Source organism: Nocardiopsis sp. NPDC049922 (assembly GCF_040660275.1).
Classification (GTDB): domain Bacteria; phylum Actinomycetota; class Actinomycetes; order Streptosporangiales; family Streptosporangiaceae; genus Nocardiopsis.
The window spans coordinates 63088-85359 of sequence record NZ_JBFAME010000016.1 but is presented as its reverse complement, the minus strand read 5'-3'; the positions used below and the strand labels follow the sequence as shown (position 1 = coordinate 85359).

26 protein-coding genes are annotated in these 22272 nt (G+C 72.7%); 9 read left to right on the top strand and 17 right to left on the bottom strand.

Features of this window, described 5'->3' with window-relative positions; genetic code table 11:
* Window positions 1–306 precede the first annotated feature (306 nt).
* Window positions 307–1146, top strand: a complete 840-nt coding sequence (locus AB0I72_RS24070) for a PAC2 family protein (RefSeq protein WP_358572445.1) — start codon at window positions 307–309, stop codon at window positions 1144–1146.
* An 82-nt stretch (window positions 1147–1228) separates the two neighbouring features.
* Here the strand turns inward: AB0I72_RS24070 and AB0I72_RS24065 are convergent, their stop codons facing one another.
* Window positions 1229–1825 carry a TetR/AcrR family transcriptional regulator gene (locus AB0I72_RS24065; RefSeq protein WP_358572443.1) on the bottom strand — a complete coding sequence of 199 codons (597 nt, stop codon included), beginning with the start codon at window positions 1823–1825 and terminating at the stop codon, window positions 1229–1231.
* Window positions 1826–2006: 181 nt separating this feature from the next.
* Here AB0I72_RS24065 and AB0I72_RS24060 point away from each other — a divergent pair, with 181 nt between their 5' ends.
* Together AB0I72_RS24060 and AB0I72_RS24055 are read left to right on the top strand one after the other, a co-directional pair.
* On the top strand, window positions 2007–2987 hold the full coding sequence (locus AB0I72_RS24060; RefSeq protein WP_358572441.1) for a chlorophyllase: 981 nt from the start codon (window positions 2007–2009) through the stop codon (window positions 2985–2987).
* 30 nt (window positions 2988–3017) lie between these two features.
* Window positions 3018–3569 (top strand): hypothetical protein, encoded by a 552-nt coding sequence (locus AB0I72_RS24055; RefSeq protein ID WP_358572439.1) that lies wholly within the window; start codon window positions 3018–3020, stop codon window positions 3567–3569.
* A gap of 149 nt (window positions 3570–3718) precedes the next feature.
* Here the strand turns inward: AB0I72_RS24055 and AB0I72_RS24050 are convergent, their stop codons facing one another.
* Together AB0I72_RS24050 and AB0I72_RS24045 are read right to left on the bottom strand one after the other, a co-directional pair.
* Entirely contained in the window at window positions 3719–4366 is a 648-nt protein-coding gene (locus AB0I72_RS24050; protein ID WP_358572438.1) for a DNA alkylation repair protein, read from the bottom strand.
* Window positions 4367–4369: 3 nt separating this feature from the next.
* Window positions 4370–4852 (bottom strand): GyrI-like domain-containing protein, encoded by a 483-nt coding sequence (locus AB0I72_RS24045; RefSeq protein WP_358572436.1) that lies wholly within the window; start codon window positions 4850–4852, stop codon window positions 4370–4372.
* Window positions 4853–4936: 84 nt separating this feature from the next.
* Here AB0I72_RS24045 and AB0I72_RS24040 point away from each other — a divergent pair, with 84 nt between their 5' ends.
* Window positions 4937–5347: a helix-turn-helix domain-containing protein gene (locus tag AB0I72_RS24040; RefSeq protein WP_358572434.1), complete on the top strand. Its 411-nt coding sequence runs from the start codon at window positions 4937–4939 to the stop codon at window positions 5345–5347.
* 49 nt (window positions 5348–5396) lie between these two features.
* The gene (locus AB0I72_RS24035) at window positions 5397–5798 is read left to right on the top strand and encodes a DCC1-like thiol-disulfide oxidoreductase family protein (RefSeq protein ID WP_358572432.1); all 402 of its coding nucleotides are present in this window, start codon (window positions 5397–5399) and stop codon (window positions 5796–5798) included.
* Between the two features lie 41 nt (window positions 5799–5839).
* Here AB0I72_RS24035 and AB0I72_RS24030 read toward each other — a convergent pair whose 3' ends face one another.
* Both AB0I72_RS24030 and AB0I72_RS24025 read right to left on the bottom strand, forming a co-directional pair.
* Window positions 5840–6256, bottom strand: coding sequence for an ABATE domain-containing protein (locus AB0I72_RS24030; protein ID WP_358572430.1), 417 nt, complete (start codon window positions 6254–6256; stop codon window positions 5840–5842).
* A gap of 107 nt (window positions 6257–6363) precedes the next feature.
* The gene (locus tag AB0I72_RS24025; RefSeq protein ID WP_358572428.1) at window positions 6364–7305 is read right to left on the bottom strand and encodes a hypothetical protein; all 942 of its coding nucleotides are present in this window, start codon (window positions 7303–7305) and stop codon (window positions 6364–6366) included.
* 119 nt (window positions 7306–7424) lie between these two features.
* Here AB0I72_RS24025 and AB0I72_RS24020 point away from each other — a divergent pair, with 119 nt between their 5' ends.
* A complete protein-coding gene (locus AB0I72_RS24020) occupies window positions 7425–7946 on the top strand; it encodes a nitroreductase family deazaflavin-dependent oxidoreductase (RefSeq protein WP_358572426.1) in 522 nt (173 codons plus the stop codon).
* 86 nt (window positions 7947–8032) lie between these two features.
* On the opposite strand, the gene AB0I72_RS24015 is transcribed toward AB0I72_RS24020, so the two are convergent.
* From AB0I72_RS24015 to AB0I72_RS23995, 5 genes are all read right to left on the bottom strand, one after another.
* Window positions 8033–8623 carry a hypothetical protein gene (locus AB0I72_RS24015; RefSeq protein WP_358572424.1) on the bottom strand — a complete coding sequence of 197 codons (591 nt, stop codon included), beginning with the start codon at window positions 8621–8623 and terminating at the stop codon, window positions 8033–8035.
* Window positions 8624–8667: 44 nt separating this feature from the next.
* Entirely contained in the window at window positions 8668–9891 is a 1224-nt protein-coding gene (gene mshC, locus AB0I72_RS24010) for a cysteine--1-D-myo-inosityl 2-amino-2-deoxy-alpha-D-glucopyranoside ligase (RefSeq protein ID WP_358572422.1), read from the bottom strand.
* Window positions 9892–10041: 150 nt separating this feature from the next.
* Window positions 10042–10209 carry a DUF397 domain-containing protein gene (locus AB0I72_RS24005; RefSeq protein ID WP_358572420.1) on the bottom strand — a complete coding sequence of 56 codons (168 nt, stop codon included), beginning with the start codon at window positions 10207–10209 and terminating at the stop codon, window positions 10042–10044.
* Window positions 10206–10385, bottom strand: coding sequence for a DUF397 domain-containing protein (locus AB0I72_RS24000; RefSeq protein WP_358572418.1), 180 nt, complete (start codon window positions 10383–10385; stop codon window positions 10206–10208). Before AB0I72_RS24000 ends, AB0I72_RS24005 begins: the two co-directional genes overlap by 4 nt.
* Complete coding sequence (locus tag AB0I72_RS23995) at window positions 10385–11170, bottom strand: Scr1 family TA system antitoxin-like transcriptional regulator (protein WP_358572416.1); 786 nt, start codon at window positions 11168–11170, stop codon at window positions 10385–10387. Before AB0I72_RS23995 ends, AB0I72_RS24000 begins: the two co-directional genes overlap by 1 nt.
* Before the next feature lie 98 nt (window positions 11171–11268).
* On the opposite strand from AB0I72_RS23995, the gene AB0I72_RS23990 reads away from it, so the two are divergent.
* Window positions 11269–11655 (top strand): hypothetical protein, encoded by a 387-nt coding sequence (locus tag AB0I72_RS23990; protein ID WP_358572414.1) that lies wholly within the window; start codon window positions 11269–11271, stop codon window positions 11653–11655.
* A gap of 12 nt (window positions 11656–11667) precedes the next feature.
* On the opposite strand, the gene AB0I72_RS23985 is transcribed toward AB0I72_RS23990, so the two are convergent.
* The 3 genes from AB0I72_RS23985 to AB0I72_RS23975 all read right to left on the bottom strand — a co-directional run bounded on the left by AB0I72_RS23985 (window position 11668) and on the right by AB0I72_RS23975 (window position 13444).
* Window positions 11668–11859, bottom strand: a complete 192-nt coding sequence (locus AB0I72_RS23985; RefSeq protein ID WP_358572412.1) for a hypothetical protein — start codon at window positions 11857–11859, stop codon at window positions 11668–11670.
* A 188-nt stretch (window positions 11860–12047) separates the two neighbouring features.
* The gene (locus AB0I72_RS23980) at window positions 12048–12431 is read right to left on the bottom strand and encodes a hypothetical protein (RefSeq protein ID WP_358572410.1); all 384 of its coding nucleotides are present in this window, start codon (window positions 12429–12431) and stop codon (window positions 12048–12050) included.
* Between the two features lie 227 nt (window positions 12432–12658).
* Complete coding sequence (locus AB0I72_RS23975; protein ID WP_358572408.1) at window positions 12659–13444, bottom strand: NRDE family protein; 786 nt, start codon at window positions 13442–13444, stop codon at window positions 12659–12661.
* 317 nt (window positions 13445–13761) lie between these two features.
* On the opposite strand from AB0I72_RS23975, the gene AB0I72_RS23970 reads away from it, so the two are divergent.
* Window positions 13762–16239 carry an HAD-IC family P-type ATPase gene (locus AB0I72_RS23970; protein WP_358572540.1) on the top strand — a complete coding sequence of 826 codons (2478 nt, stop codon included), beginning with the start codon at window positions 13762–13764 and terminating at the stop codon, window positions 16237–16239.
* Window positions 16240–16386: 147 nt separating this feature from the next.
* Here AB0I72_RS23970 and AB0I72_RS23965 read toward each other — a convergent pair whose 3' ends face one another.
* Window positions 16387–17031 (bottom strand): methyltransferase domain-containing protein, encoded by a 645-nt coding sequence (locus tag AB0I72_RS23965; protein ID WP_358572406.1) that lies wholly within the window; start codon window positions 17029–17031, stop codon window positions 16387–16389.
* Between the two features lie 59 nt (window positions 17032–17090).
* On the bottom strand, window positions 17091–18071 hold the full coding sequence (locus AB0I72_RS23960) for a helix-turn-helix domain-containing protein (protein ID WP_358572404.1): 981 nt from the start codon (window positions 18069–18071) through the stop codon (window positions 17091–17093).
* A gap of 132 nt (window positions 18072–18203) precedes the next feature.
* Here AB0I72_RS23960 and AB0I72_RS23955 point away from each other — a divergent pair, with 132 nt between their 5' ends.
* On the top strand, window positions 18204–19616 hold the full coding sequence (locus AB0I72_RS23955) for an amidase (protein ID WP_358572402.1): 1413 nt from the start codon (window positions 18204–18206) through the stop codon (window positions 19614–19616).
* A 28-nt stretch (window positions 19617–19644) separates the two neighbouring features.
* Here AB0I72_RS23955 and AB0I72_RS23950 read toward each other — a convergent pair whose 3' ends face one another.
* Together AB0I72_RS23950 and lnt are read right to left on the bottom strand one after the other, a co-directional pair.
* Window positions 19645–20217 (bottom strand): FxsA family protein, encoded by a 573-nt coding sequence (locus AB0I72_RS23950; protein ID WP_358572400.1) that lies wholly within the window; start codon window positions 20215–20217, stop codon window positions 19645–19647.
* Window positions 20218–20305: 88 nt separating this feature from the next.
* Window positions 20306–22027, bottom strand: coding sequence for an apolipoprotein N-acyltransferase (gene lnt / locus AB0I72_RS23945; RefSeq protein ID WP_358572398.1), 1722 nt, complete (start codon window positions 22025–22027; stop codon window positions 20306–20308).
* Window positions 22028–22272 lie beyond the last annotated feature (245 nt).

Here is a 22272-nt window from a genome sequence, read left to right as displayed (position 1 = left end):
TGGGCCGACCCTCGGCGCGGTCGGGTCGGGCGCCTGGGGACGGCTCTGTCCACGGCAGTCGCTGGCTGCGAGGCTACCCCATCAGGCGTTTCGGCATATGAGACGTGCGTTCCACGATATGCGCGTCGGGCCCGCTCCGCACGGGTTCAATCAGACGGATTTCCGTGCGTTTCCAGGCCGTTCGCACCACGGAAGCACCGGCCGAGCCGGAGCTCGGGCGGTCCGCACCCACCCGGAATACCGGTTTCCAGGCCGGGGCGGCACCCCATAGGGTGGAGTTCGTCCGCGCGCAGGAAGGGGCCGCCAATGATCAAGCTCACCCGGGAGCTTGTCGATCCGATCATGGTGGCGGCGTTCGAGGGCTGGAACGACGCCGGGGAGGCCGCCACCCTCGCCGTCGAGCACCTGTCGAGGGTGTGGGACGCCGATGAGCTGTGCGCGCTCACCCCGGACGACTACTACGACTTCCAGGTCACCCGGCCGCGCATGTCCGTGGTCAACGGTCTGGTCGGCAAGGTCGAGTGGCCCACCACACGTGTGGCGCTGGCCACCCCGCCCGGCGCCGAGCGCGACGTGCTCCTGGTGACCGGCCCCGAGCCGAACATGCGGTGGCGTTCGTACACGGCCGACCTGCTGGCGATCGCGCGGCAGCTGGGCGTGGAGCGCGCGGTGATGCTGGGGTCGTTGCTGGCCGACGCGCCGCACACCCGGCCGATCCCGGTGACCGGCATCGCCTCGCCGGTGGAGCTGGGCGACGGACACGGTCTGGAGCCGACCACCTACTCGGGCCCGACCGGCATCGTGGGCGTGGCGCACGAGACGTTCAGCGAGGTCGGGATCGAGACGGTGTCGCTGTGGGCGGCCATCCCGCACTACGTGGCGCAGCCGCCGTGCCCGAAGGCGACGCTGGCGCTGCTGGGCTGGGTGGAGGAGTTCCTCGGGGTGACGGTGCCGCTGGGCGACCTGCCCGAGGAGGCGGTGTCGTGGGAGTCCAACGTCAACGAGCTCACCGCCGAGGACGAGGACATCTCCGCCTACGTGCGCGGCCTGGAGGAGGCCAAGGACACCGCCGAACTGCCGGAGGCGTCCGGCGACGCGATCGCGCGCGAGTTCGAGCGCTACCTGCGCCGCCGCGACGACGGCTGATCCGGGGCGATCGGGCGCCGGAGGCGGCCCGCGCGGCCGCGGACTGCCCGCGTGCCCGCCGTGCGGGAGCGGTGCGCCGACCTCAGGACGACACCGGTCGCCGCAGCCCCCGCAGCAGCAGTTCGACCATGCGTCGTGGGTCGTAGTCGGGGTCGCTGTCGCTCCCGATGCAGAGGTTGCCGATGCCGCGCATCAGTTCGTAGGCCCGCGTGCCCGGTCTGATCTCGCCCGCGTCGACCGCCGCGTCGAGCAACCGCTCGCAGACGGGTACCAGGCGGTCGAGGAAGTAGGCGTGCAGCGTGTCGAATCCGCTGCTGTCCGATCCCATCGCGTGGGCGAGTCCGTGTTTCGTCACGAGGAAGTCGACGAAGAGGTCCACCCACTCCCGTAGTGCCGTGAACGGGGACTCGGCGCCGTCCTGCAGGGCCGGGCCCGCTTCGGCGCAGGCCTCGACCTGGTGGCGGTAGACGGCGACGACCAGGTCCGCCCGCGTCGGGAAGTGGCGGTAGATCGTCCCCATCCCGACGCCCGCGCTGGCCGCGATCTCCCGGATGGGCGCGTCGACGCCGGAGTCCACGAACACCGAGGCGGCGGCGTCCAGCAGCTTGCGCTCGTTGCGCCGCGCGTCGGCCCGCTTGGCTCTGACCGGCGCCTCGCCGGACCGATCCGCACTGGTCACCACGCTCTCCCTCCGACGGTCGCCGACACAACGGAACACTACTCCCTTGACAAACGGAGCGTCGTTCCGCATAGTAAACGGAACAGCGCTCCGCTTCCCGTGGAGCCGGTGCTCCTCACCGCCGCACCCGACGCCAGTCCCCCGTGACCTGCGTCGGAGGCCCTCGAAGGGATGACGCGTCATGCGTGAATCGACCCACACCGCCGACGTCCTCGGCTCGCCCACTCCCGTCCTCTCGGTCAGCCCGGTGACGCTGTCGTCTCCCGGCCGGCCCGTGGACCTTCAGCTGCGGGTCTCCGCACCCCTGACCGGGGACGGCCTGCCGGTCATCCTCCTCTCACACGGTCAGGGCCACTCGAACCACCTCTCCTCCCTCAACGGCTACGGCCCCCTCGCCGACTACTGGGCGGCGCACGGATTCGTGGTCGTCCAGCCCACCCACCTGAGTTCCACGACGCTGAACCACGTCCTGGACCCCAACCACCCCGAGGCTCCGCTGTACTGGCGGTCCCGGGCGCGGGACATGACGCGCGTCCTCGACCGGCTCGACGCCGTCGAGGCCGCCGTCCCCCAGCTGCGCGGGCGCCTGGACCACGACAAGGTCGCCGTCGCCGGGCACTCGATGGGCGGGCACACCGCGAGCCTGCTCCTGGGCGCGCGGCTCACCGACCCCCACGACGGCACGGAGGTGAACCTGGCCGAGCCGCGGATCAAGGCCGGTGTGCTGCTCGCCGCGCCCGGCAGAGGCGGCGACGCCGTCACCCCGTTCGGGGCCGAGAACTATTCCTTCCTCCTGACCACGGACTTCTCCGAGATGACGACGCCCGCGCTGGTGGTGGCGGGCGACAAGGACGGCTCCGCCCACCTGACGGTTCGGGGCCCGGAGTGGCACACCGATCCGTACCTCCTCTCACCGGGCCGTAAGTCCCTGCTCACCCTGTTCGGCGGGGAACACGGGCTCGGCGGGGTCTCCGGGTACGACGTCGCCGAGACCACGGACGAGAGCCCCGAACGTGTGGCCGCCGTCCAGCGGCTCACCTCGGCCTACCTCCGCAGCGAGCTCTTCCCCGGGGACTCCGCCTGGCAGGCGGCGCGCGACGCGCTGGCGGCCGACCCCCACGCGCAGGGACGCGTCGAGTCCAAGGAGGCCGATTCCGAGTAGGCGCCCTGACACGGGGCTAGCATCGGCGGCATGGAGTTCAGCGACGTACCCCGCCAGCCGAGCACGCCCGGACCGATCTCCGTGGAACGCGTGATGGCGGACCTTCCGCTGTTCGCCCCGGTCGGGCGGGCGGGCTCGGGGCGCCTGGGAGACGTGGGGTTCACCCCCCTCCAGGACCACGTGCTGGAGTGCACCGCCCACTACTCCGCCGCCGAGGCCGGAGAGAGCGGCCTGGAGGTGACGACGCGGCGGTGGCCGGACATGGACTGGCCGCCGCTGCGCGACCACGTACGGCGCTTCGGCGCGGAACACGACTTCCTCCAGCGACGGGCCGAGGGGGACACGGACGCCGAGCCCCGCGTCCACCCCCTGGGCGCGTCGTGGTCGCGGGCGCGGATCGGGATCGACGGAGCACCCTACGAGTGCGACGTCCTCCACTCGCCCTACGCGTGGGCCGCCGTCGCCATGGTCGAGCCCCACTACGTCGTCCGGGTGGCCGCGCTGCGGGCCCTGGACGCGCCCCCGTCCCTGGAGCGGGTGCGCCACGCGGGCGAGATCGCGCCCCTGCCGCGCGGCGGGTAGCGCGGGGGGATCTCAGGCGGGAGGCTCCGATTCCTCCTCCCGAAGACCGGGTGGCGCCTCATGGTGCAGGTGTTCCCCGAGGTCAGGCCGCCAGGACAGCCGAACGTCGCTCGCCCTGCTCCGGTCTCGTACGCCGAGGACTCGCGGGATCAGCGGGTGCCGACTCTGGCGGCGCGGCGCGCGGCGCTGGACAGCGGGTACGCGCGCTCGAAGTCCGCGGCGGCGTCGGGGTGCGCCCGGCGAAGTTCCCGGACCGCCGTGCCGAGCGCGGTCTGCACGAAGGTCTCGGGGTCGTCCGCGAGCACCGCGAGTATCGCCACCGGGTCGGTCGGCTCGCCGTGCCGGATGATCCAGAAGCAGGCGACGATCGCGGTTCTCCGCTCCCACGGGTTGGTCGAGCGGGCCAGGCGGTGCAGGCGTTCGCGGGAACGGTCCAGCAGGTATTCGCCGACGACGCGGGGCGCCGCGCGGTCGACCAGGTCCCAGGTATCGATGTGCGCGTGCTCGTCCAGGTAGAGCTCGTACAACGCCGTCCGCTCGGGCGCCGACGCGGCGAAGCGGCGGGCACGGGCGTCGAGGATGCTCACCGCGACCATGCGCATCTCGTACCAGCGCGACCGGAGCAACGCGCGCACGACGTCAAGATCGAGGTCGCGGTGCGATCGCGCGATGTCGAACGTGTGCTTCATCCGCACGCCGATGATCTGGTCGCGCGGCACACGTTTGGCGATGAGGTCGACCTGTTCAGGGCTGGCCGCGCGCCGAAGCTCCTCCTCGATCCCCCATACCGCGTCCATGGCTCACTCTCCAGTCGTCGGTTCGAGCGGCTGGACGAGCAGGGTCGACCACGCGTCCGCCGCAGGCCAGGAGGCCGGATCCGGCGCGGTGTGCAACGGTATCCATTCGTACACTTCCCACGCTGGCCCGGCAACCGCGCGGTTGGCCGCGGTCTCGTTCAGTGTCCGATAGGCGTCTTTGAGGGTGGCGTGCTCGCCGAGGTGGCGATGCGTGGCGTGGGAACCACCGGGCAGGGAGCCCTCGGCGAGCGGCTCGGTGGGGGCGACCCCCTCGACGGGCACCCCGATCTCGACGTCGGCTTCGGCGTCGGACACGTCCCAGTAGCGCACGTACACGTGGCCGACCTGACGGCCCGGCGACTGCTCGACCCCACGCCACAGCAGTTCCAAGGCTTCGCCCTGGAACTGCGTGAGCTGCTCCATCGGGATTCGTCGTCGCAGGTGGATGGTCGTCTGTTCAGCTTTCCCCGTCGTGATCTCGCCCATCGCGCCCTCCAAGTAGTAAAGTAAACGTACTACATCACCCTAGGTGGAAGCGATACGCTTACGCAACTACTCGTTCGGAGGTGCATGGTGGTCGGTCGTTCCGATTGCCCGATCAATCGGGGTGTCGAGCTGCTCGGCGACCGTTGGAGCCTGGTGATCATGCGGGACATCGTGTTCTCCGGCAGGAGGGGCTTTCGAGAGATCCTCACGAACTCGCGCGAGCGCATCACCGCCCCGACGCTCTCGCGCCACCTCGCCGCCCTCGTGGAGATGGGATTCCTGAGCCACGAGCCGGCCCCCCGGGGCAAGGCCGGACGGTACACACTGACGGAGGCCGGCATCCGCCTCGTACCGCTCCTCTTCGAGCTCGCCGCGATCGGGCATCTGCTCGACCCGACGACCTTCAGCACCGAGCCGCGATTCGACGGCTGGTACGGCGATGCCACGAAGATCGCCCAGTATCAGGACGAACTCCGCGACCTTCACCTGGCCTGATGGCCTTCGTGGAGGGGAGCCCGGCCGGAACGGGGGCATCATGGAAGACATGACGTACCACCGGGAGGGACCCGACATCCGCGGCGCCGGAACGTTCCTCTACGACCGGGACTGCGGCTTCTGCCAGCGCGCGGTGGCCTTCGGCCGCGACCGCGTGCGCACCCGCACCGCGTTCGTGGCCTGGCAGGAGTTCGACCTGGCCGCCGTCGGCCTCACTCCGGAGCAGGCCGACCGGGAGGCGTGGATCGTCTACCCCGACGGGCGTCACTTCGCGGGCGGGGACGCGGTCGCCGAGGCCTTGGTCCACGGCCGGTTCCTCGCGCGTCCCCTGGGCCGGTTGCTCCGGCTGCCGCTCGTGCGGGCACTCAACCGCGCCGCCTACCGGTGGGTGGCCGCCAACCGCTACCGGCTGCCCGGCGGGACCGCCGCCTGCTCGATCGACGAGGGCTGAGCGCGGGCGGGAGCCGAGGGCGCCGGAGGTCCCACGACGCGTCAAACCCGGAGGTCGCGCCACTCCCCCGTCGCCAGGACGGCCGCCCAGGCGCCCGCGATCCGCGCCAGCCCACGACGCACCTCGTCGACCACGGCGGGGGCCAGGGGTGCGGCGGTGTCCGCCTCGGGCAGCAGCCGCACGGTGACCCGCAGGCCGTCGAGCACCCGCTGACCGCGCGCCATCACGTCGGGGTCGGCCCCGCCGTCCCCCTCGCCCCGGGTGAGGACGGCGCGGATGGCGGCGCGCAGCGTCAGGGCCTCGTCCAGGTCGCTGAGGGTGATCGGGATGGCCCCGTCGGTGGCCAGTCGGTGCTCCCGGAGGAAGCGCGCGAGGTCGGCGCGGTCGGACAGCGCCTCGCCGGAGGTGACGAAGTCGGTGACGAGTCGTGCGGCGGTGCTGAGCGTGGGGGTGGTCATGGTGACCATTGCATCACGCTCCGCCGGGAGAATCCGGTGAACGCCGCAGATTCCGGTCCCGATACGGCAACTCGACCGGACATCCCGTTCTGTTCCGGACAGACCGCTCATCCCTCGGCCAGAGCCCGAAGCTCCTCGCGATCCTCCGGCCCGGCGCGCTCGTCCAGTTCCCGCGCCAGGGTCGACCGGACGGAGCCGTCGAAGGCCCCGGGACGCACGGAGAACCACGACTCGACCTCCTCCCCCCGCAGGAGCGCCGAGACCAGCTCCCGGGTCGCGGCCGCGTCGCCGCGCACGGCCGGGGCCAGCGCGGCACAGGTCCGAATGGCCGGGTCGGCGTGGGTGAGATAGGCCGTGGTGTCGTGGCCGTTCCTCCCCAGAGCGAGGACGATGGCGGCCCCCTCGTCCCGCGTCCCGGCCAGGTCCACCGCCCCGGACAGGTCCGGTTCCAGACCGGCCAGGAACGCGAACTCGCCCGCGGCCTCCACCGCGCGCTGGCGGACGTGCCGGTCGGCATCGGTCAGATAGGGGCGCACCGCCTCGTACAGCACGGGCGCGGCCGCACGCAAGTCGAGCACCGCCCGCCACCCCACCGCCGTGTACGCCGCCTCCCGTCGGTCGGCGTCCACGGCCGCGTCCTCGTCGGCGACCGCACGCACGAGGCCATCGACGACGTCCTCGTCGGCCTCGGCCGCAGCCCCGATTTCGTCGTCGGACAGGTCGGCGGACGCGGCACGCGCGCCGGCGCCCAGGAACTCCAACAGCACCCCTCGCAACGTCCTCGGCCAGGGCCCCTCCCAGGGCGGAACCGTGTCCGCGACCGGGTGGTCGAGCAGACCGGCGACGAACAGGACGGCGGGCACCGTCGCGGGGTGCACCCCGCCCCCGCCGAGGAGGGCCTCGTACAGGTAGTCGAGCGCACGACACCATCCCGCCTCGTCCCAGTCGAGCAGCGGAGCGAGCGCCTCGGGCGCGTCCGCAGCGATTCCACGGGCGTGGAGGAGCCGGGACCAGTCGGTGCTGTGGAGTACGTCAGTTCCTGTACGCATGCCGGGATTGTGGCACCCGGTGCCGACGGTCCACGGGCGTGGCGACCCCGGACGGGCCGTGCCGACTGCGTACACTCGTGCCGCCCGACCCGCGCCGTACGTAGGAAGGCCCGACGTCCATGACGATCTCCGAGCCGCCGAAGTCACCGCTCCAGCGCGCCGCCTTCCGTGCGCCGATCTGGCTGTACCGGATCGGCCTCGGGCCGCTGCTGGGCCGCCGGTTCGTCCTGCTCACGCACAGGGGGCGCACCAGCGGCGAGCCGCGGCAGGCGGTGCTGGAGGTCGTGGGGCGCAACGACAGCACCGGGGCGGTCCTGGTCGCCGCCGCCTACGGCCGTCGCGCCCAGTGGTTCCGCAACATCCAGGCCGAACCCCGGGTGCTGTTCCAGGTGGGCGGCCAGAGGTTCCGGGCCACGGCCGTGCCCCTGCCGCCCGAGGATTCCGGTCGGGCGCTGGCCCACTACGCCGAGCGCCACCCGGGGACCGCGAGGGCCCTCATGCGGGCGCTCGGCCGTGAGGTCGGCGAGGAGCCGGAGGACTACGCGCGGGTGGGGTCGGATCCGGTGAACGGCATCCCGATCGTCCGACTCCTGCCCGAGCGGGCTCCGGGTTCCCAGTACCCCGACTTCAGCGCCCCCTGAGGGTCCGGGGCTCAGTCTTCGGCGAGGGCGTTCACCAGGGTGGACCGCACGTGCCCGGGGAAGGCGGCGGCCCCGGACAGATCCACCTACAGACGGCCCAGACGCGCGATCGCCGAGGCGGCGTCCTCCGCGTGCAGGCGGGTGGCCGGGTCGTCGTGGGTGAGGAGGGGACGCACCGCCTCCAGCAGGGTGGGCGCGGCCGCGCGCAGGTCGACGAGCGCCTGCCACGTCAGGGCCTCCAGGGCGTGTTCCTCCCAGACCTCCTCGTCGGCGCGGACGGCGTCCAGGAACTCCCGGTGCTCGGCCTCGGACAGTCGGGAGAGGTCGGCCAGTTCGGCGTCGGTCTCGTCGACGGCCGCCGCGTCGGCCACCTCCCGGAGGGTGTCGAGCAGCGCGATCCGCCACCTTTCGGCGTCGTCGTGCCCGGCGGGGACCCACCGCCCACGTGCGAGGTCGTCCAGCAGCGCGGCCACGAACAGGGTGGCGGGCGGGGTCGCCGTGTAGACGGTGCCCTGATGGAGGATCGCGCTGTTGAAGTAGTACAGCCCCTTCGAGAGCGCGTCCGGATCGTCCCGGAGCAGGGTCGACAGCCCCTCGGGGGCGTCGGCGGCGGATCCGTAGGCGTGGAAGGTCTGGGCCCAGTCCGTGGTGCGGAGGATGTCCGTTGCTGTCGGCATGACCGAAGGATGCCAGGGACGACCGACGGTCCTCTCGACCGGGACTACAGCGCCACGCCCAGCAGGGTGTCGACCGTGGCTCGCGCCAGCCCCGGGGCGGAGGTGTCGGCGCCGCCCTCGTTCAGGGCGCTCTCGGCCCAGGCGTCCACGGCGGCCAGGGCCTTCGGCGAGTCCAGGTCCTCGGCCAGGGCGGCGCGCACGGCGGCCAGCATCGGGGCGGCGTCGGGCGCCGACCCCAGGGCGGTGGCCGCGCGCCAGCGCTTCACCCGCTCGCAGGCGACCGGGAGTTCGGCGTCGGTCCACTCCCAGGGGGAGCGGTAGTGGTGGGCGAGCATGGCCACGCGGATGACGGCCGGTTCGACGGCCTGCTCGCGCAGCTTGGACACGAACACCAGGTTGCCCAGGGACTTGGACATCTTCTCGCCGTCCAGGCCGACCATGCCGACGTGCAGGTGGTTGTGGGCGTTGGGGCCGCCGGTGGCGCACCGCGTCTCGGCGGCGCCCATCTCGTGGTGCGGGAAGATCAGGTCGCTGCCGCCGCCGTTGAGGTCGAAGGCCGGGCCGAGCCGGTCGAGGGCGATGGCGCTGCACTCGATGTGCCAGCCGGGACGGCCGCGGCCGAGCGGGCTGTCCCAGGCGGGCTCGCCGGGGCGCTCGGCGCGCCACAGGAGCCAGTCCAGCGGGTTCTTCTTGCCCTCGCGCCGGGGGTCGCCGCCGCGCTGCCCGAACAGGTCGAGCATCTCCTCGCGGCTCAGGTGGCTGATCGCGCCGAACCCCTGGGCCTCGTCGACGGAGAAGTACAGGTCGCCGTCCAGCTCGTAGGCGGCACCGGTGTCGCGGATGCGCGCGGCCAGGTCGCTGATCAGGTCGACCGACTCCACGACGCCCACGTAGGAGGTCGGGGGGATGATCCGCAGGGCGGCCATGTCGTCGCGGAACACGTCGATCTCGCGGTGGGCGAGGTCGCGCCAGTCGACGCCGATCGCCTCGGCCCGCTCCAGGAGGGGGTCGTCGATGTCGGTGGTGTTCTGCACGTAGTTGACGTCGTGGCCGGCGTCCCGCCAGACCCGGTTGACCAGGTCGAAGGTCAGGTAGGTGAAGGCGTGGCCGAGGTGCGCGGCGTCGTAGGGGGTGATGCCGCAGGCGTACATCCCGGCGCGCGGCCCCGGTGTCGTCGTCCGCAGCTGGCCGGTGGCGGTGTCGTGGACACGCAGCGGGCCGCCGGTACCCGGCAGGGAGACGATGTCAGGCGCAGACCATGAACGCATACCCGGAAGACTATCCGGACACCCGTGTGCCAAACGCCCCCGGATGGGTGGGTTCGTCGGGTGATGATCCCCCCAGGGAGGGTGGGAATAGGGGGACGCGGATCGGGGTTCGAGGCCCCCGACCGGCCATGGCCGGGGGCTCCGGGGGTCCTAGCGCAGGGTCTCCAGGAGCGCCCGCCACTCCGACGCTGGGAAGGCCAACGTTCCCTTGTCCCGATTCTGCGTGTCCCTGACCAGGGTGTCTAGACCTTCGCTGACCTCGACACAGTTCGCCCCCGACGTGCTGTAGCTCGACTTGTGGAAGCCCCTGTCGCTCACCGTCGTTCCTCCACGGAGACGGCGAGAAGCGCGCGCCACTCCGACGCGGGGAAGGTCAGGGTCGCCCTGTCACGGTTCTGGGTGTCTCGCACGTCCGCGCCGTTGCCGTGCTCACGAACCTCAACACAGTGACCACCGTCATTACTGTACGAACTCTTTCGGAAACCATCCGTCATCAAAGCGTTCCTTCCAACAACGACACCGACTCACCCCGGGGGGACGCGAGTCCAATCAGGTCACGCACCAGGCACTCTATCGCTTCGGTGTCGCCCGGCTTCTCGAGGACCACGTTCCCCCGGACGTGGTCCGAAGAGGCCACGGTCATACCGTCTGGGAGGTGGTAGAGCTGCGCAGATGACGACACCGCGAGGATCGGAGTCGTCTCCGGGATCAGGTAGGCAATCAGCCTCCCCCGTTCCAGGTGGCGCAAAAGGTGCTTGACCTGGTCTTCCTTCAAATCCTGGGGCAGGTGACGCAGGGGGCCGAGGGGGAACACCGCTGTCACAAGCGGGTCGTTTCGGCTGGTCAACGATTCATACCGAGAAACCCGAAGTTGTGCGAGTCGTTCTATCTCGGAGTCGTCAGCCCTCGGATGGAACGCCCGGAAAACCGCGCGCGCATACATGGGGGACTGGATCAAGCCCGGAACTAGGTTCACCGACACCGTGTCGATCGCAACCGCGCGCTCTTCCCGAGCTCCGGGCGAACGCATCCATGGAGGGAAGCCGGTACCGGTCGCTGATTCCCACTCGGAAACCAGACGCCTATTCGCCCCCAAAGCTTCGTCCAGCTTGACCACATCCGCACGTACCGGGGTGGTTTTGTCGTTCTCCCACCTCGATAGCGTCGAGACCGCGAAGTGGGAAGCCGATGCGAGCCTACGCAGGGTGAAACCCGCGTTCCTGCGCTCGGCTCGCAGAGCCGCACCGAAGGAGGGAAGTTCCAAGGGGTGTTCTGCCATGATCCAGACCGTATCGAAACTGATCCCTCACACACTCTGTCTTTAGCGATACAGGTCACTAACTCGGGATCATCTGTACTGCACCTCAGTGTGGAACCATGAACGACACCGAAGGCGGCGAGAGCCGAAACGCGAATAACCCAGCAATCCACAGCATTCCGGACACCCGAATCACGCCCCCGGAAAGGCCCGACCCCTTCCTCGAAGCGCGGGACGCCTTCCTGACCCAACGCGGACTCGCCTTCACCCTGGAATGGCGGCGCTTCCCCTGGACGAGGGGATGGGACGTCGACCGCGCGCTGATCGGACCCTCCTACCTCGGCAACGTCTCCCTCGGCCTGAAGGACGGCTGGTCCTGGGGATGGCAGGACCGCGACGGCACCTGGAGGTACGTGCAGCGCGAGCGACTGGGGATCCTCGTGGAACAGGTGATCGACACGCGCGCGGGCTTCGTCCCTCCGCTCCCCCGCAGGGGCGACGGGTAGCGAGGGGACCGCTCAGCGGTCGGGGGCCAGGTCCTCCTGGTACGTGCGGGCGATCAGCACGGCGCTCAGCACCGCCAAACCCGCGCAGGCACCGGCCAACAGCACCCCGCCCAGCCGCCAGTGCAGCAGCGCGCCGCTCACCGAGACCACGTAGAGCAGCCAGTACGCGATGCTCTCCAACCGCCCGCCCCGTCCGCCCCGCATCGCCGCTCCCTGAACCCGACCGCGCGCTCGTGCGCGTGGGACGGCTACCGCGCCGTCTCCCAGAGAGACGCTTCGGTCACGCAGAGGGTTTACCGGGGGCGACGCGTCGCGGCGCGGTGTGCGTCACAGGGGTGGCGCGCCCCGCCGGGAGCGGTGGCGGGGCACGGGCGCCGGTGCGAGCCCGGGGATCAGGCGTGGGCCGCCAACTCCAGCTCCAGCAGCTCCAGGTCGGCGGTCACCTCGTCCAGGGCGGGATCACCGGCGTCCGCGAACTCGGCGAGGTCGGCGCGCGCCGCCCGGAGTCTGCGGCGGGCCGAGCGCGCCGCGCGGTCGTCGTGTCCGCCGAGCGGCGTGGCGCGCAGGTCGCCCGTGCCGGTGACGACGCCGGTCGGCGTGCGCAGGGCCCACTCCCAGCCCCGGGCGGCCACCGACCGGGTGGCGTGCAGGAGGACCCCGACCTGGTCGTCGCGGTCGCCGCGCACACGCGTCCACCGGCCCACGAGCGCGGCGGGGTCGTGGTACGGGGTCAGGGTGCGGGGGCGGGGGAGGTCGTGGGCGGAGCTGGCGTTCATCAGTGGTCCTTCCGGGTCTGGATCGCGATCAGGGCCGCCAGGGCACGCCCGACGCGTCCCTCGACCCCGTTCACCGAGAACACGGTCCTGCACACCGCTTATGACGCGGTTTCGGAGTGTTTTTCCTACCCCGATCGCGGGGATCGCCCACCGACTCGGCCAATCCGTGACGACACGGAGGCCCGCACCGCCCCGCGCCACCCGTCCCGGCCGGGTGACGCGGCGGGTCAGAGGTCGATCGACCGCCACGCGTCCGCGTCGGCCGGGGTGTCGGTGAAGGCGTAGCGGACGGTCTCGCGGTCGGCGGCCAGCAGGGTCACCGACCCGGTGGCCCACACCTGCCCGCCGCCGAGCTCGGCGTGCGCGATCAGGCCCGAGGGGTCCCCGGACTCGTCGGTGCCCGCCGAGCGCGGCGCGTCGTGGGCGGCCGCAGTGATCAGGTCGGGCCAACGTCCCCAGATCCCGGCCAGGTCGGCCAGGTCGGCCAGCCGCCCGGCGTCGGGGCGGGTGCGCGCGAACTCGGGGGTGTGGCGGAGCGCGCGGGGGTCGACCGGGTCGAGGCCGGTGTTGACGACGACGCTCACTCCGACGGGGAGGGGCCGGGCGTCCAGCCGCGCGCCGTCCCAGCTGTGCAGCATGGCCCGGTGGGCGTCGGCGTCCAGGAGGTGGAAGGGGGCGTACCGGGTCAGGTCCAGGCCGTCGAGCGGGTCACGGTCGGGCGTCGCGAGGGCGTGCAGGGGAAGGTCGCCCCGGCTGGCCGGGTACGCGGTCTCCCACGGCATCCGGCCGTCCCACGGCCACCCGTTGAGCAGCGCCGCCACACGCGGCCGTGCCGGATCCACGGCCAGCCACGTGCCGCCCGCCAACCGGTCGCGGCCCCCGACCAACGCGGGATGGTCCGGCCAGTGGCGACCGGGCCAGTCCCACGGGCGGTCCCTCATCTCGTCGCGGATCGCTGCGACGACCAAGGGGGTGTCCGCTCCGGGGTCGAATCCGACGATGACCGTGCACATGGCGACCTTCCCGACTTGTCCCTCGACGGTGTCCCCCGTCCATACAACAGCACGTCCGAATCGGCTATTGCGACCGGGGGTGGTGGTGGCCCCACCACGACGTCGGGCGCTCGCCTGAGTGAGCACGCGCCCCGATTCTTCTAGTCTTGGTCTGGCTCCAACCGTGACGCGCCCCACCCCGGACCAGCGCCGGACACGCGACACGGCGACGCCCCCGTCACACCCGTGCCCGACAGGAGTAACGCGTGCCCGACCAGCCCGACCGTCCCGACGACGGAGCGGACGCCAGCGGCGCCCCACCCGGTACGGCCTCGGCCGTGGCCTCCCCCGGCCCGACCGGACCGGCCCGGCCCCCGGCCGAACCGGGGCTGAGCCGGGAGCAGGTCGCCGAACGCGTGGCCGCGGGACGCACCAACGACGTCCCCGTGCGCGCCAGCCGCGGCGTCGGCCAGATCATCCGGGGCAACGTGTTCACGCGGATCAACGCGATGATCGCCGTGCTCTTCACCATCATCGCCGTCATCGGCCCCGTCCAGGACGGGCTGTTCGCGATGGTCATCGTGATCAACACGCTCATCGGCATCGTCCAGGAGCTGCGCGCCAAGCGGACGCTGGACCGGCTCGCGATCGTCAACGCCGCCCGGCCGCGCGTGGTCCGCGAGGGGGCGACGGTGCGCGTGGCCACCCAGGAGATCGTCCTGGACGAGGTCCTGGAGGTGGGCACGGGCGACCAGGTCGTGGTGGACGGCGTGGTGACCTGGTCGGCGGGGATGGAGGTCGACGAGTCGCTGCTGACCGGCGAGGCCGACCCCGTGGCCAAGCGGCCGGGCGACACCGTCATGTCCGGGAGTTTCGTGGTGTCCGGGAACGGTCGGTTCCGGGCCACGAAGGTGGGGCGGCACGCCTACGCCGCACGCCTCGCGGAGGAGGCGAGCCGGTTCTCGCTGGTCCGGTCGGAGCTGCGGTCGGGGATCAACCGGATCCTGACCTGGATCACCTACGCGCTCTTCCCGATCGGCGCCCTGCTGGTCTACAGCCAGCTGGTCCTGGGCGGCCACGTCACCCTGGACGAGCCGGTGGCGGGCGGTCAGATCTCCGGTCCGCTCGCGGACGCGCTGCGCGGCATGGTGGCGGCGCTGGTGTCGATGATCCCCGAGGGGCTCATCCTGCTCACCAGTATCGCGTTCGCCGTGGGGGTGATCCGGCTGGGCCGCCACCGGTGCCTGGTCCAGGAGCTGCCCGCGATCGAGGGGTTGGCCCGGGTCGACGTGGTGTGCACCGACAAGACGGGGACGCTGACCGAGGCGGGGATGCGCCTGGCGCGGATCCGCGATCTGGGCGGCGGGGACGGGACCGACTCCGCCACCCGGATCCTGGCGGCGCTGGCGGCCGGCGACCCGGATCCCAACCCGAGCATGGCCGCCATCGCCCAGGGGTGCGCCGCGGGCGGGCACGAGGCGCCCGACTGGCCGGTGACCGCGGTCGCGCCGTTCTCCTCGGCCCGCAAGTGGAGCGGCGCGAGCCTGCTCACCCCGGGCGGCGAGGAGCACTGGGTGCTGGGGGCCGCCGACGTGCTGGTCGCCCCGGACGACCCGGCGGCGGCCGAGGCGGCGCGGCTGGGCGCGCGGGGGCACCGGGTGCTGCTGCTGGCGCGCGCCGGGGAGCGGGTCGACGCCGAGGGCGCGCCGGGGCGGGTACGGCCGACGGCGCTGGTGGTCCTGGACCAGAGGGTGCGGGAGGACGCGGCGCCGACGCTGGACTACTTCGCCGAGCAGGGCGTGGGCGTCAAGATCGTCTCCGGCGACCACGCGGCGTCGGTGGGCGCGGTCGGCCGCGAGCTGGACCTGGCCGGGGCGGAGCACCCGGTCGACGCCCGGGACCTGCCCGAGACGGCGGGAGGCATGGCCGAGGAGGTCGAGCGGCGCTCGGTGTTCGGCCGGGTGACGCCCGAGCGCAAGCGCGACATGGTGCGCGGGCTACGTCAGCGCGGGCACACGGTGGCGATGACCGGCGACGGGGTCAACGACGTGCTCGCGCTCAAGGAGGCGGACATCGGCGTGGCGATGGGGTCGGGCAGCCCGGCGTCGCGTTCGGTCGCCCAGCTGGTGCTCCTGGATGACCGGTTCGCGGCACTGCCGCGCGTGGTGGCCGAGGGTCGCCGGGTGATCGGCAACATCGAACGCGTCGCTGGCCTGTTCCTCACCAAGACCGTGTACACGATGACGCTGGCCACCATCGTGGGGCTGCTGGCGGTGGCCTACCCGTTCTTCCCCCGGCACGCCACCCTGATCAACGCGGTGACGTTCGGCATCCCGTCGTTCTTCCTGGCACTGGCGCCCAACACCGACATCGCCCGCCCGGGGTTCGTCCTGCGCACGCTGCGCCTGGCGGTCCCGGCGGGTCTGGTGTCCGGTCTGGCGGCGGTGACGACCTACCTGCTGGTGCTGGGCGGGCGGACGGTGCCCGAACCGGCCGACCGCACGGCGGTGGTGATCACGCTGTGCGCGACCACGCTGTGGGTGCTGCTGCTGGTCGCCAGGCCGTACGTGTGGTGGAAGGTCGTGCTGGTGGGGTCCATGGTGGGGCTGCTGACCCTGGCCATGGTGACGCCGCTGGGACAGTGGTTCTTCGACCTGGACGTGAGCGAGCCGGGCAAGCTGCTCACCGGGCTGGCGGTGGCGGGCGTCGCGATCGCGGCGATCACCGTCATCCGCGTGGTGGACGACCGGTTGACCGCCCGTTCGCGGGCGGCCGAGGGCGAGCCGGAGGAGGCACGGGTCCCCACGCCCCTCTGACCCCGGTCGCGGCGTTCCCCGAGCCGGACCCCCGCCACGGCGTCGGGTCCACGGCGTTCGGCGGGCGGGACCCCGGTGGCGGCCCTCCCCGGAGGGGACCCCGCGAGGTCGTCCCGGAGGCGGTCGCTCAGACCCGCGTGGTCACGCTCAGGCCGGGCGGCGGGCGATCAGGAAGGCGTGCGGGGTGCGCTCGTCCTCGTTCGGGGCCCGCCACGTCCGGATGTGGACCTCCAGCCCGGCCTCCTCCAGCAGGTCGGCGATCGCCTCCGGGGCGCGCCGGTGGAAGTCGAGCGAGACCTCGTGCCCGAACGCCTCGTCGAAGTGCAGGACCCCCTCACCGGACTGGAACGCGACCAGGCACTCGCCGCCGGGGGCCAGTGCCCGGCGGAACCCGGCGAACACGCCCGGGAGCTCGGCCAGCGGGACGTGGATGGTCGAGTACATCGCCACGATCCCGGCGAGGGAGCCGTCCGGCACGTCGAGATCGGTCATGGAACCCTCGCGGAACTCCAGTCCGGGGTGCTCCCGCCGGGCGACCGCCAGCATCCCCGGGGACAGGTCCAGGCCCGACGCGTCCAGCCCGAGGTCGCGCAGGCGTGCGGTGACCTGACCGCCGCCGCATCCCACGTCCAGGACGGGCCCGCCCCGGGCGCGCACGAGTTCGGCGAACAGGACGAGCAGCGCCCGTTCCAGCGGCTTCGCCGCGATCTCCTCGTGGAAGCGGAGGGCGTAGTCGTCGGCGATGGCGTCGTAGGAGGAACGGGTGGCGGTGAGGAAGGAGGGTTCGGTCATGCCGCGACTCTAGACCCGGGAGCCAGGAGGGCGCCGTCGGGGCCGCCCACCCGCCCGGGTCAGCTCTCCGGCCGACGGACCCGTTCGCGGAAGCGGCGCGGCGACACCCCGAACTCGGCCCGGAAGAGCCGGCTGAGGTGGGTCGCGTCCCGGATGCCCCACCGGGCGGCCACGGCGTAGGCGGGCAGGTGCGCCAGGCCGGGGTCGGCCAGGTCACGTCGGATACACCCCAGCCTGCGGCGGCGAACGTAGCCGTTGACCGTCTCCCCCTGCCGTTGGAAGAGCGCGTGCAGCGAGCGGACCGAGACGTGGTGGGCCGCCGCGATGGACTCCGGTGACAGGTCCTCCCCGAGGTGACGCTCGATGTGGTCCTGGACCCGGTCGAGCAGCGCGCGGCGGTGGTCGGGCACGGTCTCGCCCCGGCCCGACTCGCGGATCAGGGTCCGCAGCATGGCGATGACGTGGTCGCCCATGTCCCGACGTGCCATCGGTCCCAGCCGTTCGGCCGCACGCGCGGTCTCGACCAGTGTCGCGGCGAGGATGCGGCCGCTCGGCAGGCGCGACAGCTCCGGCTCGGCGGTGACGTCGGCGGCGCGCGGTGACGGAACCGCGTGCTCCGGCAGGCCCAGCAGGACGTACCGGTGGGGTCCGCCCAGGTCGAGGCGGAAGGGGCGCGCGCCGCTGTAGAGCACGAAGTCCCCCGGTGAGAGTGCCGCCCGGCGCCCGTCCTGCTCCAGGGCGCCCCGGCCGGACAACAGCAGGCCCAGGGCGTACCCGCGGTGGTGGGCCCCCGGGGAGACCCGGGAGACGACGTTCAGTCCCTGGTCACCGCTGATGTCACAGGCGCTGACCTCCCCGAAGCGGTACGGCCGCGCCCGGGCCCGCTCCGAGGTGCCGGACCGCACGAGGACGGTGTCGGAGGCCCGCCCTCGAACGGTGGCGACGGTGTCCAGGTAGCCGTAGACCAGAGCCCCGTCGGCGCCGTGCTCGACCCGCACGGCACCTCCCTCGTGGGCGCCGTGTTCCGTGGATGGCGACAAGTGTGCGCTCCTGTACCAGTCGGTCCGCCGATGTCCGCCCATACTTCCTGAGCACGGCCGGGCGCGTCGAGGCGGGTGCCCGACAGCGGTCCCGGTCGTCCGCCGCCGTCACCGCCACAGCTGGGAGCACACATGGACCCGTTCGCCTCCGCCGTCGACCTCGCCGCGGCCGTCCGCGCGAGGGAACTGAGCCCCGTCGAGATCGTCGAGGCCTACCTGGACCGGATCGACTGGCACGACGAGGGCGTCAACGCGTTCGTCTGGCGCGACGACGACGCCCTGCGATCCGCGGCCCGTGACGCCGAACGCGCCGTGATGGAGGAGGACGGCCTTCCGCCGCTGCACGGCGTTCCGATCCCCGTCAAGGATCTGGCCCGGGTGGCGGGGCAGCCCGCGACCTACGGCTCCCTGGGGAGCGCCGACGCCGCCGTCGGCTTCACCGACCCGGCGCTGTCCCGCCTCCGGGAGGCGGGCATGCTGTTCATGGGACGGACCAACACCCCGGAGATGGGGCTGCTGCCCGACACCGACAACCGGCGCTTCGGCCCCACCCTCAACCCGTGGAACACCGCCCACTCCCCCGGCGGTTCCAGCGGAGGGGCGGCGGCGGCCGTCGCGGCGGGCATGGCGCCCGTGGCGCACGCGAGCGACGGCGGCGGGTCGATCCGGATGCCCGCCTCGGCCTGCGGCCTGGTCGGGCTCAAGCCGAGTCGCGGCCGCGTCCCGCAGCCGCTGATGATGTGGGAACACGCGACGACCGAGGGCGCCGTCACCCGGTACACGCGCGACACGGCCGCCCTGCTCGACGCCATGTCCGTCCCCGACCGGCTGGCCATGTACCAGGCGCCGCCGCCCGAACGGCCCTTCTCCGACGAGGTCGGACGGGACGCCGGGCGCCTGCGGATCGGTCTGCTGACCACGCCCCCGACCGGGGTCCCGGTCGACCCGGAGTGCGTGGCCGCCGCCGAGCACACCGCGCGGCTGCTGGAGTCGCTCGGCCACTCCGTGTTCCCGGTCTCCCCGCGTTTCTTCAGCCCGCAGACGTTCCTGGGGTTCGCGCAGACCGTCCTGGACGCGGCTCTGTGGGCCGTGCCCTTCGACCGGCCCGACCTCCTGCAGCCCCACACGCGTCATCGCATGGAGCGGGCCACCACGCGTCACTCCGGGCACTACACGGGCGCCGCGGCACTGCTCCAACTGGAGTCGAGGGAGATCGTCGCCCAGTGGGGCCGGGACTTCGACGTCCTGCTCACCCCGACCCTGGCCTGCGCCCCGCCGCTCTCCGGGCAGGTGTTGGCCGCGGCGGACACCGCCCCCGAGGAGCCGAACCCGCAGGAGATCCAGATGGTCTCGTTCACCGCGTTCTGCAACATCACCGGGCTTCCCGCGATCAGTGTGCCGACGTACCGGTCGGGGGACGGCCTGCCGATCGGCAGCCAACTGGTGGGCGGCCCGTGGGACGAGGGCGTGCTCATCCGGCTGGCCTCCGCTCTGGAGGAGGCCGAGGACTGGAGCGGCCACCGCCCTGAGGCGTTCGCCGTCTGAACCGCGGGCGGGGGCGGGATCCGGCCGGTCAGCTGCGGGGGTCGTCGGAGTCGACCGGCTCGAAGTGCCCCTGGATGACGCGGCCGTGCGAGGAGCCGGACCGGTCGGCGCCGCCCCCGGAACCGCCGGGACCTCCGGCGCCGCCGGGGCGGCGGCCGAACGGGGCGCCGGGACCGCCCTGGCCGGGGACGCCGCCGCCCTGGACGACGAACCCCTCCTCCATCCGCTCCCGCATCCCGCGCACGCGCCGCCGCGCCCACCCGGCGAACGCCCACCGCAGCGCGGGTCGGGTGAAGGGCAGCACCAGGAGCAGACCCACGACGGCGGTGATGAACCCGGGGACGATGAGCAGGACACCGCCCGCCATGACCATGAGCGGGTCGAGCAGGCCTCCGCGCGGCGGCTCACCCGAGCGCATGGCCTGGTCGGCGTCCCGGAAGGCCCTGGTCCCGGCGCGGCGCAGCACCGCCACGCCCAGCACCAGCAGGGCGACCAGGGCGGCCAGGGTCCAGGGCACGCCGATCCACCCGCCGACGGCGATCATCAGCCACACTTCCAGGAACGGCAGCGCCATGAGCGCCAGCACGGTCAGCAGCGGCATCGAACACCATCCCATCGTCGGCCCGCACGGGGCGTCTCTGTGAGGGAGAACGCGCCCGCGCCGCTCAGGGTTCCCCGCGGGAGTGCGTTCACGCCCCGCCCCGCGCACGGCGGCCCACGATCACGGCCGCGACCACCGCGCCCAGTCCCAGCGCGCTCAGGACCGCCTCGGGGACCACTCCGAGCTTCGTGGCGACGGTGGTGCCCGAGACCGCCGTCAGCTCGGCGACGTGGATGTCCGGCTCGGCCTCGGGCGAGGTGTAGGAGGTGGTGCCGTCGGGGTTGACCACGGCGCTGATGCCGCTGGTGGAGACGACCACGGCGGGCCGCCCGTGCTCGACCGCGCGCAGCTGGGTGATGGCCAGCTGCTGGTTGGACTGCCCGGTGAAGTTGTAGTTGGCGTTGTTGGTGGGGATCACGATGATCTGGCCGCCCTCGGCGACGGCCTCGCGCACCGGCTGGTCGAAGGCCACGTCGAAGCAGATGCCCACGGCCAGGGTGGTGCCCGCCACATCGAGCGCGCCGGGCTCGGTGCCGGGGATGGCGTCCGAGGAGACCTGTTCGAGCCGTGCGACGAAGCGCACGAAGAAGTCGCGGTAGGGGACGTACTCGCCGAAGGGCACGAGGAAGCGTTTGACGTACCGCTCCCCGGGGCCGGTCTCGGGGTCCCACACCACGCTCTGGACGTAGCGGGTGCCGTCGTCGTTGAACCGGCTCATCCCCCACAGCAGCGGGACGCCGACGTCGGCGGCGGCCTCGGAGATGAGCCGCTCGGCCTCGGGGTCGCGGTAGGGGTCGATGTCGGTGGCGTTCTCCGGCAGCAGCACCATGTCGGGCTGGGGGTACTCGCCCGCCTCGACCGCGTCGGCCAGGTCGTGGACGCCGTCGGCGTGGTTGCGCAGCACCTGCATGCGCTCCCCGGTCACCGTCATCTCGCCGACGTTGGGGACGTCGCCCTGCACCAGGCCCACGGTGACGGTCTCCGCCTCGGCGGGACGGCCGATCGCGGGTGCCAGCGTGCCGCCCGCGACGATCGCCGCGCTCGCGGCCAGCCCGACGGCCGCCGCCGCGAGCGCACGGGCCCGGCCGGGTCCGCCGTCGCGCGGGGCCGCGGCCGCGCGCAGGACGCTCCACAGCAGCAGCGCGCCGGTGAGGGCGACCGCGAAGGTCACCAGCGGGGAGGAGCCCAGGGCCGCGTAGCCGACGAACGGGGTGTCCGGCTGGGCGAAGGCCAGCTTGCCCCAGGGGAAGCCGCCCAGCGGCCAGCGGGCCCGCACCGCCTCCTGGGCCACCCACAGCGCGGCCGTCCACACCGGCCACAGCGGCAGGCGGGCGACCAGGGTCAGGCCCATGGCCATGGGCAGGAAGTACACCGACTCGGCGGCGGCGATGGCCAGCCACACGTCGACGCCGAAGACGTCCTGCCAGCTCACCAGCGGCACCATGAGCGTCGCGGCGGCGAGCAGGCCCAGCCAGGCGGCGCGGCGCGGCCGGGTCCCGACGACGGCGAAGGCGAAGAGCGCGGCGCTGACCGGCCCCAGCCACCACCACCCGTACGGGGGCAGGGCGAGGAGTTGGGCCAGACCGGAACCCACGGCGGCGGCGAGGCGCCAGAGGAGGTCGTAGCGGCCCCAGCGGTGACCGGCCGGGATCGTCGTGGGCCATCTCCAGCGGCCGGGGCGCGCCCGATCGGGGTCGTCCGCGCGCGGCGCGGGACCGCCGGACGCCGGGGCGATGTCCTTCTCGGTGTTCTCGGCGACCACGTGGGCTGCTCGCTTTCCGCTGGGGACGGGAGTGCTCGTGGTCAGCATATGGGGGGACGCGGAAAAGGCCCGAGCCACCCTTCGGACCGGCTCCGTCCCGTCGGCGGCGAGCTCGGAAGACCGTTGTCTACTGGATGTTCGGGCCTTTTCCGGGTCCAACCCCCCGCCCGGCTGCGGCGATCCGCCCCTCACCCGATCCCAGCTACACCTGGCGCGTGATGCAGCGTCCGATCGGACGAGTGGGGGACACACAACCGGTCCGTCCAGTGCTGGACTGGTCGTTAGGTTACCCA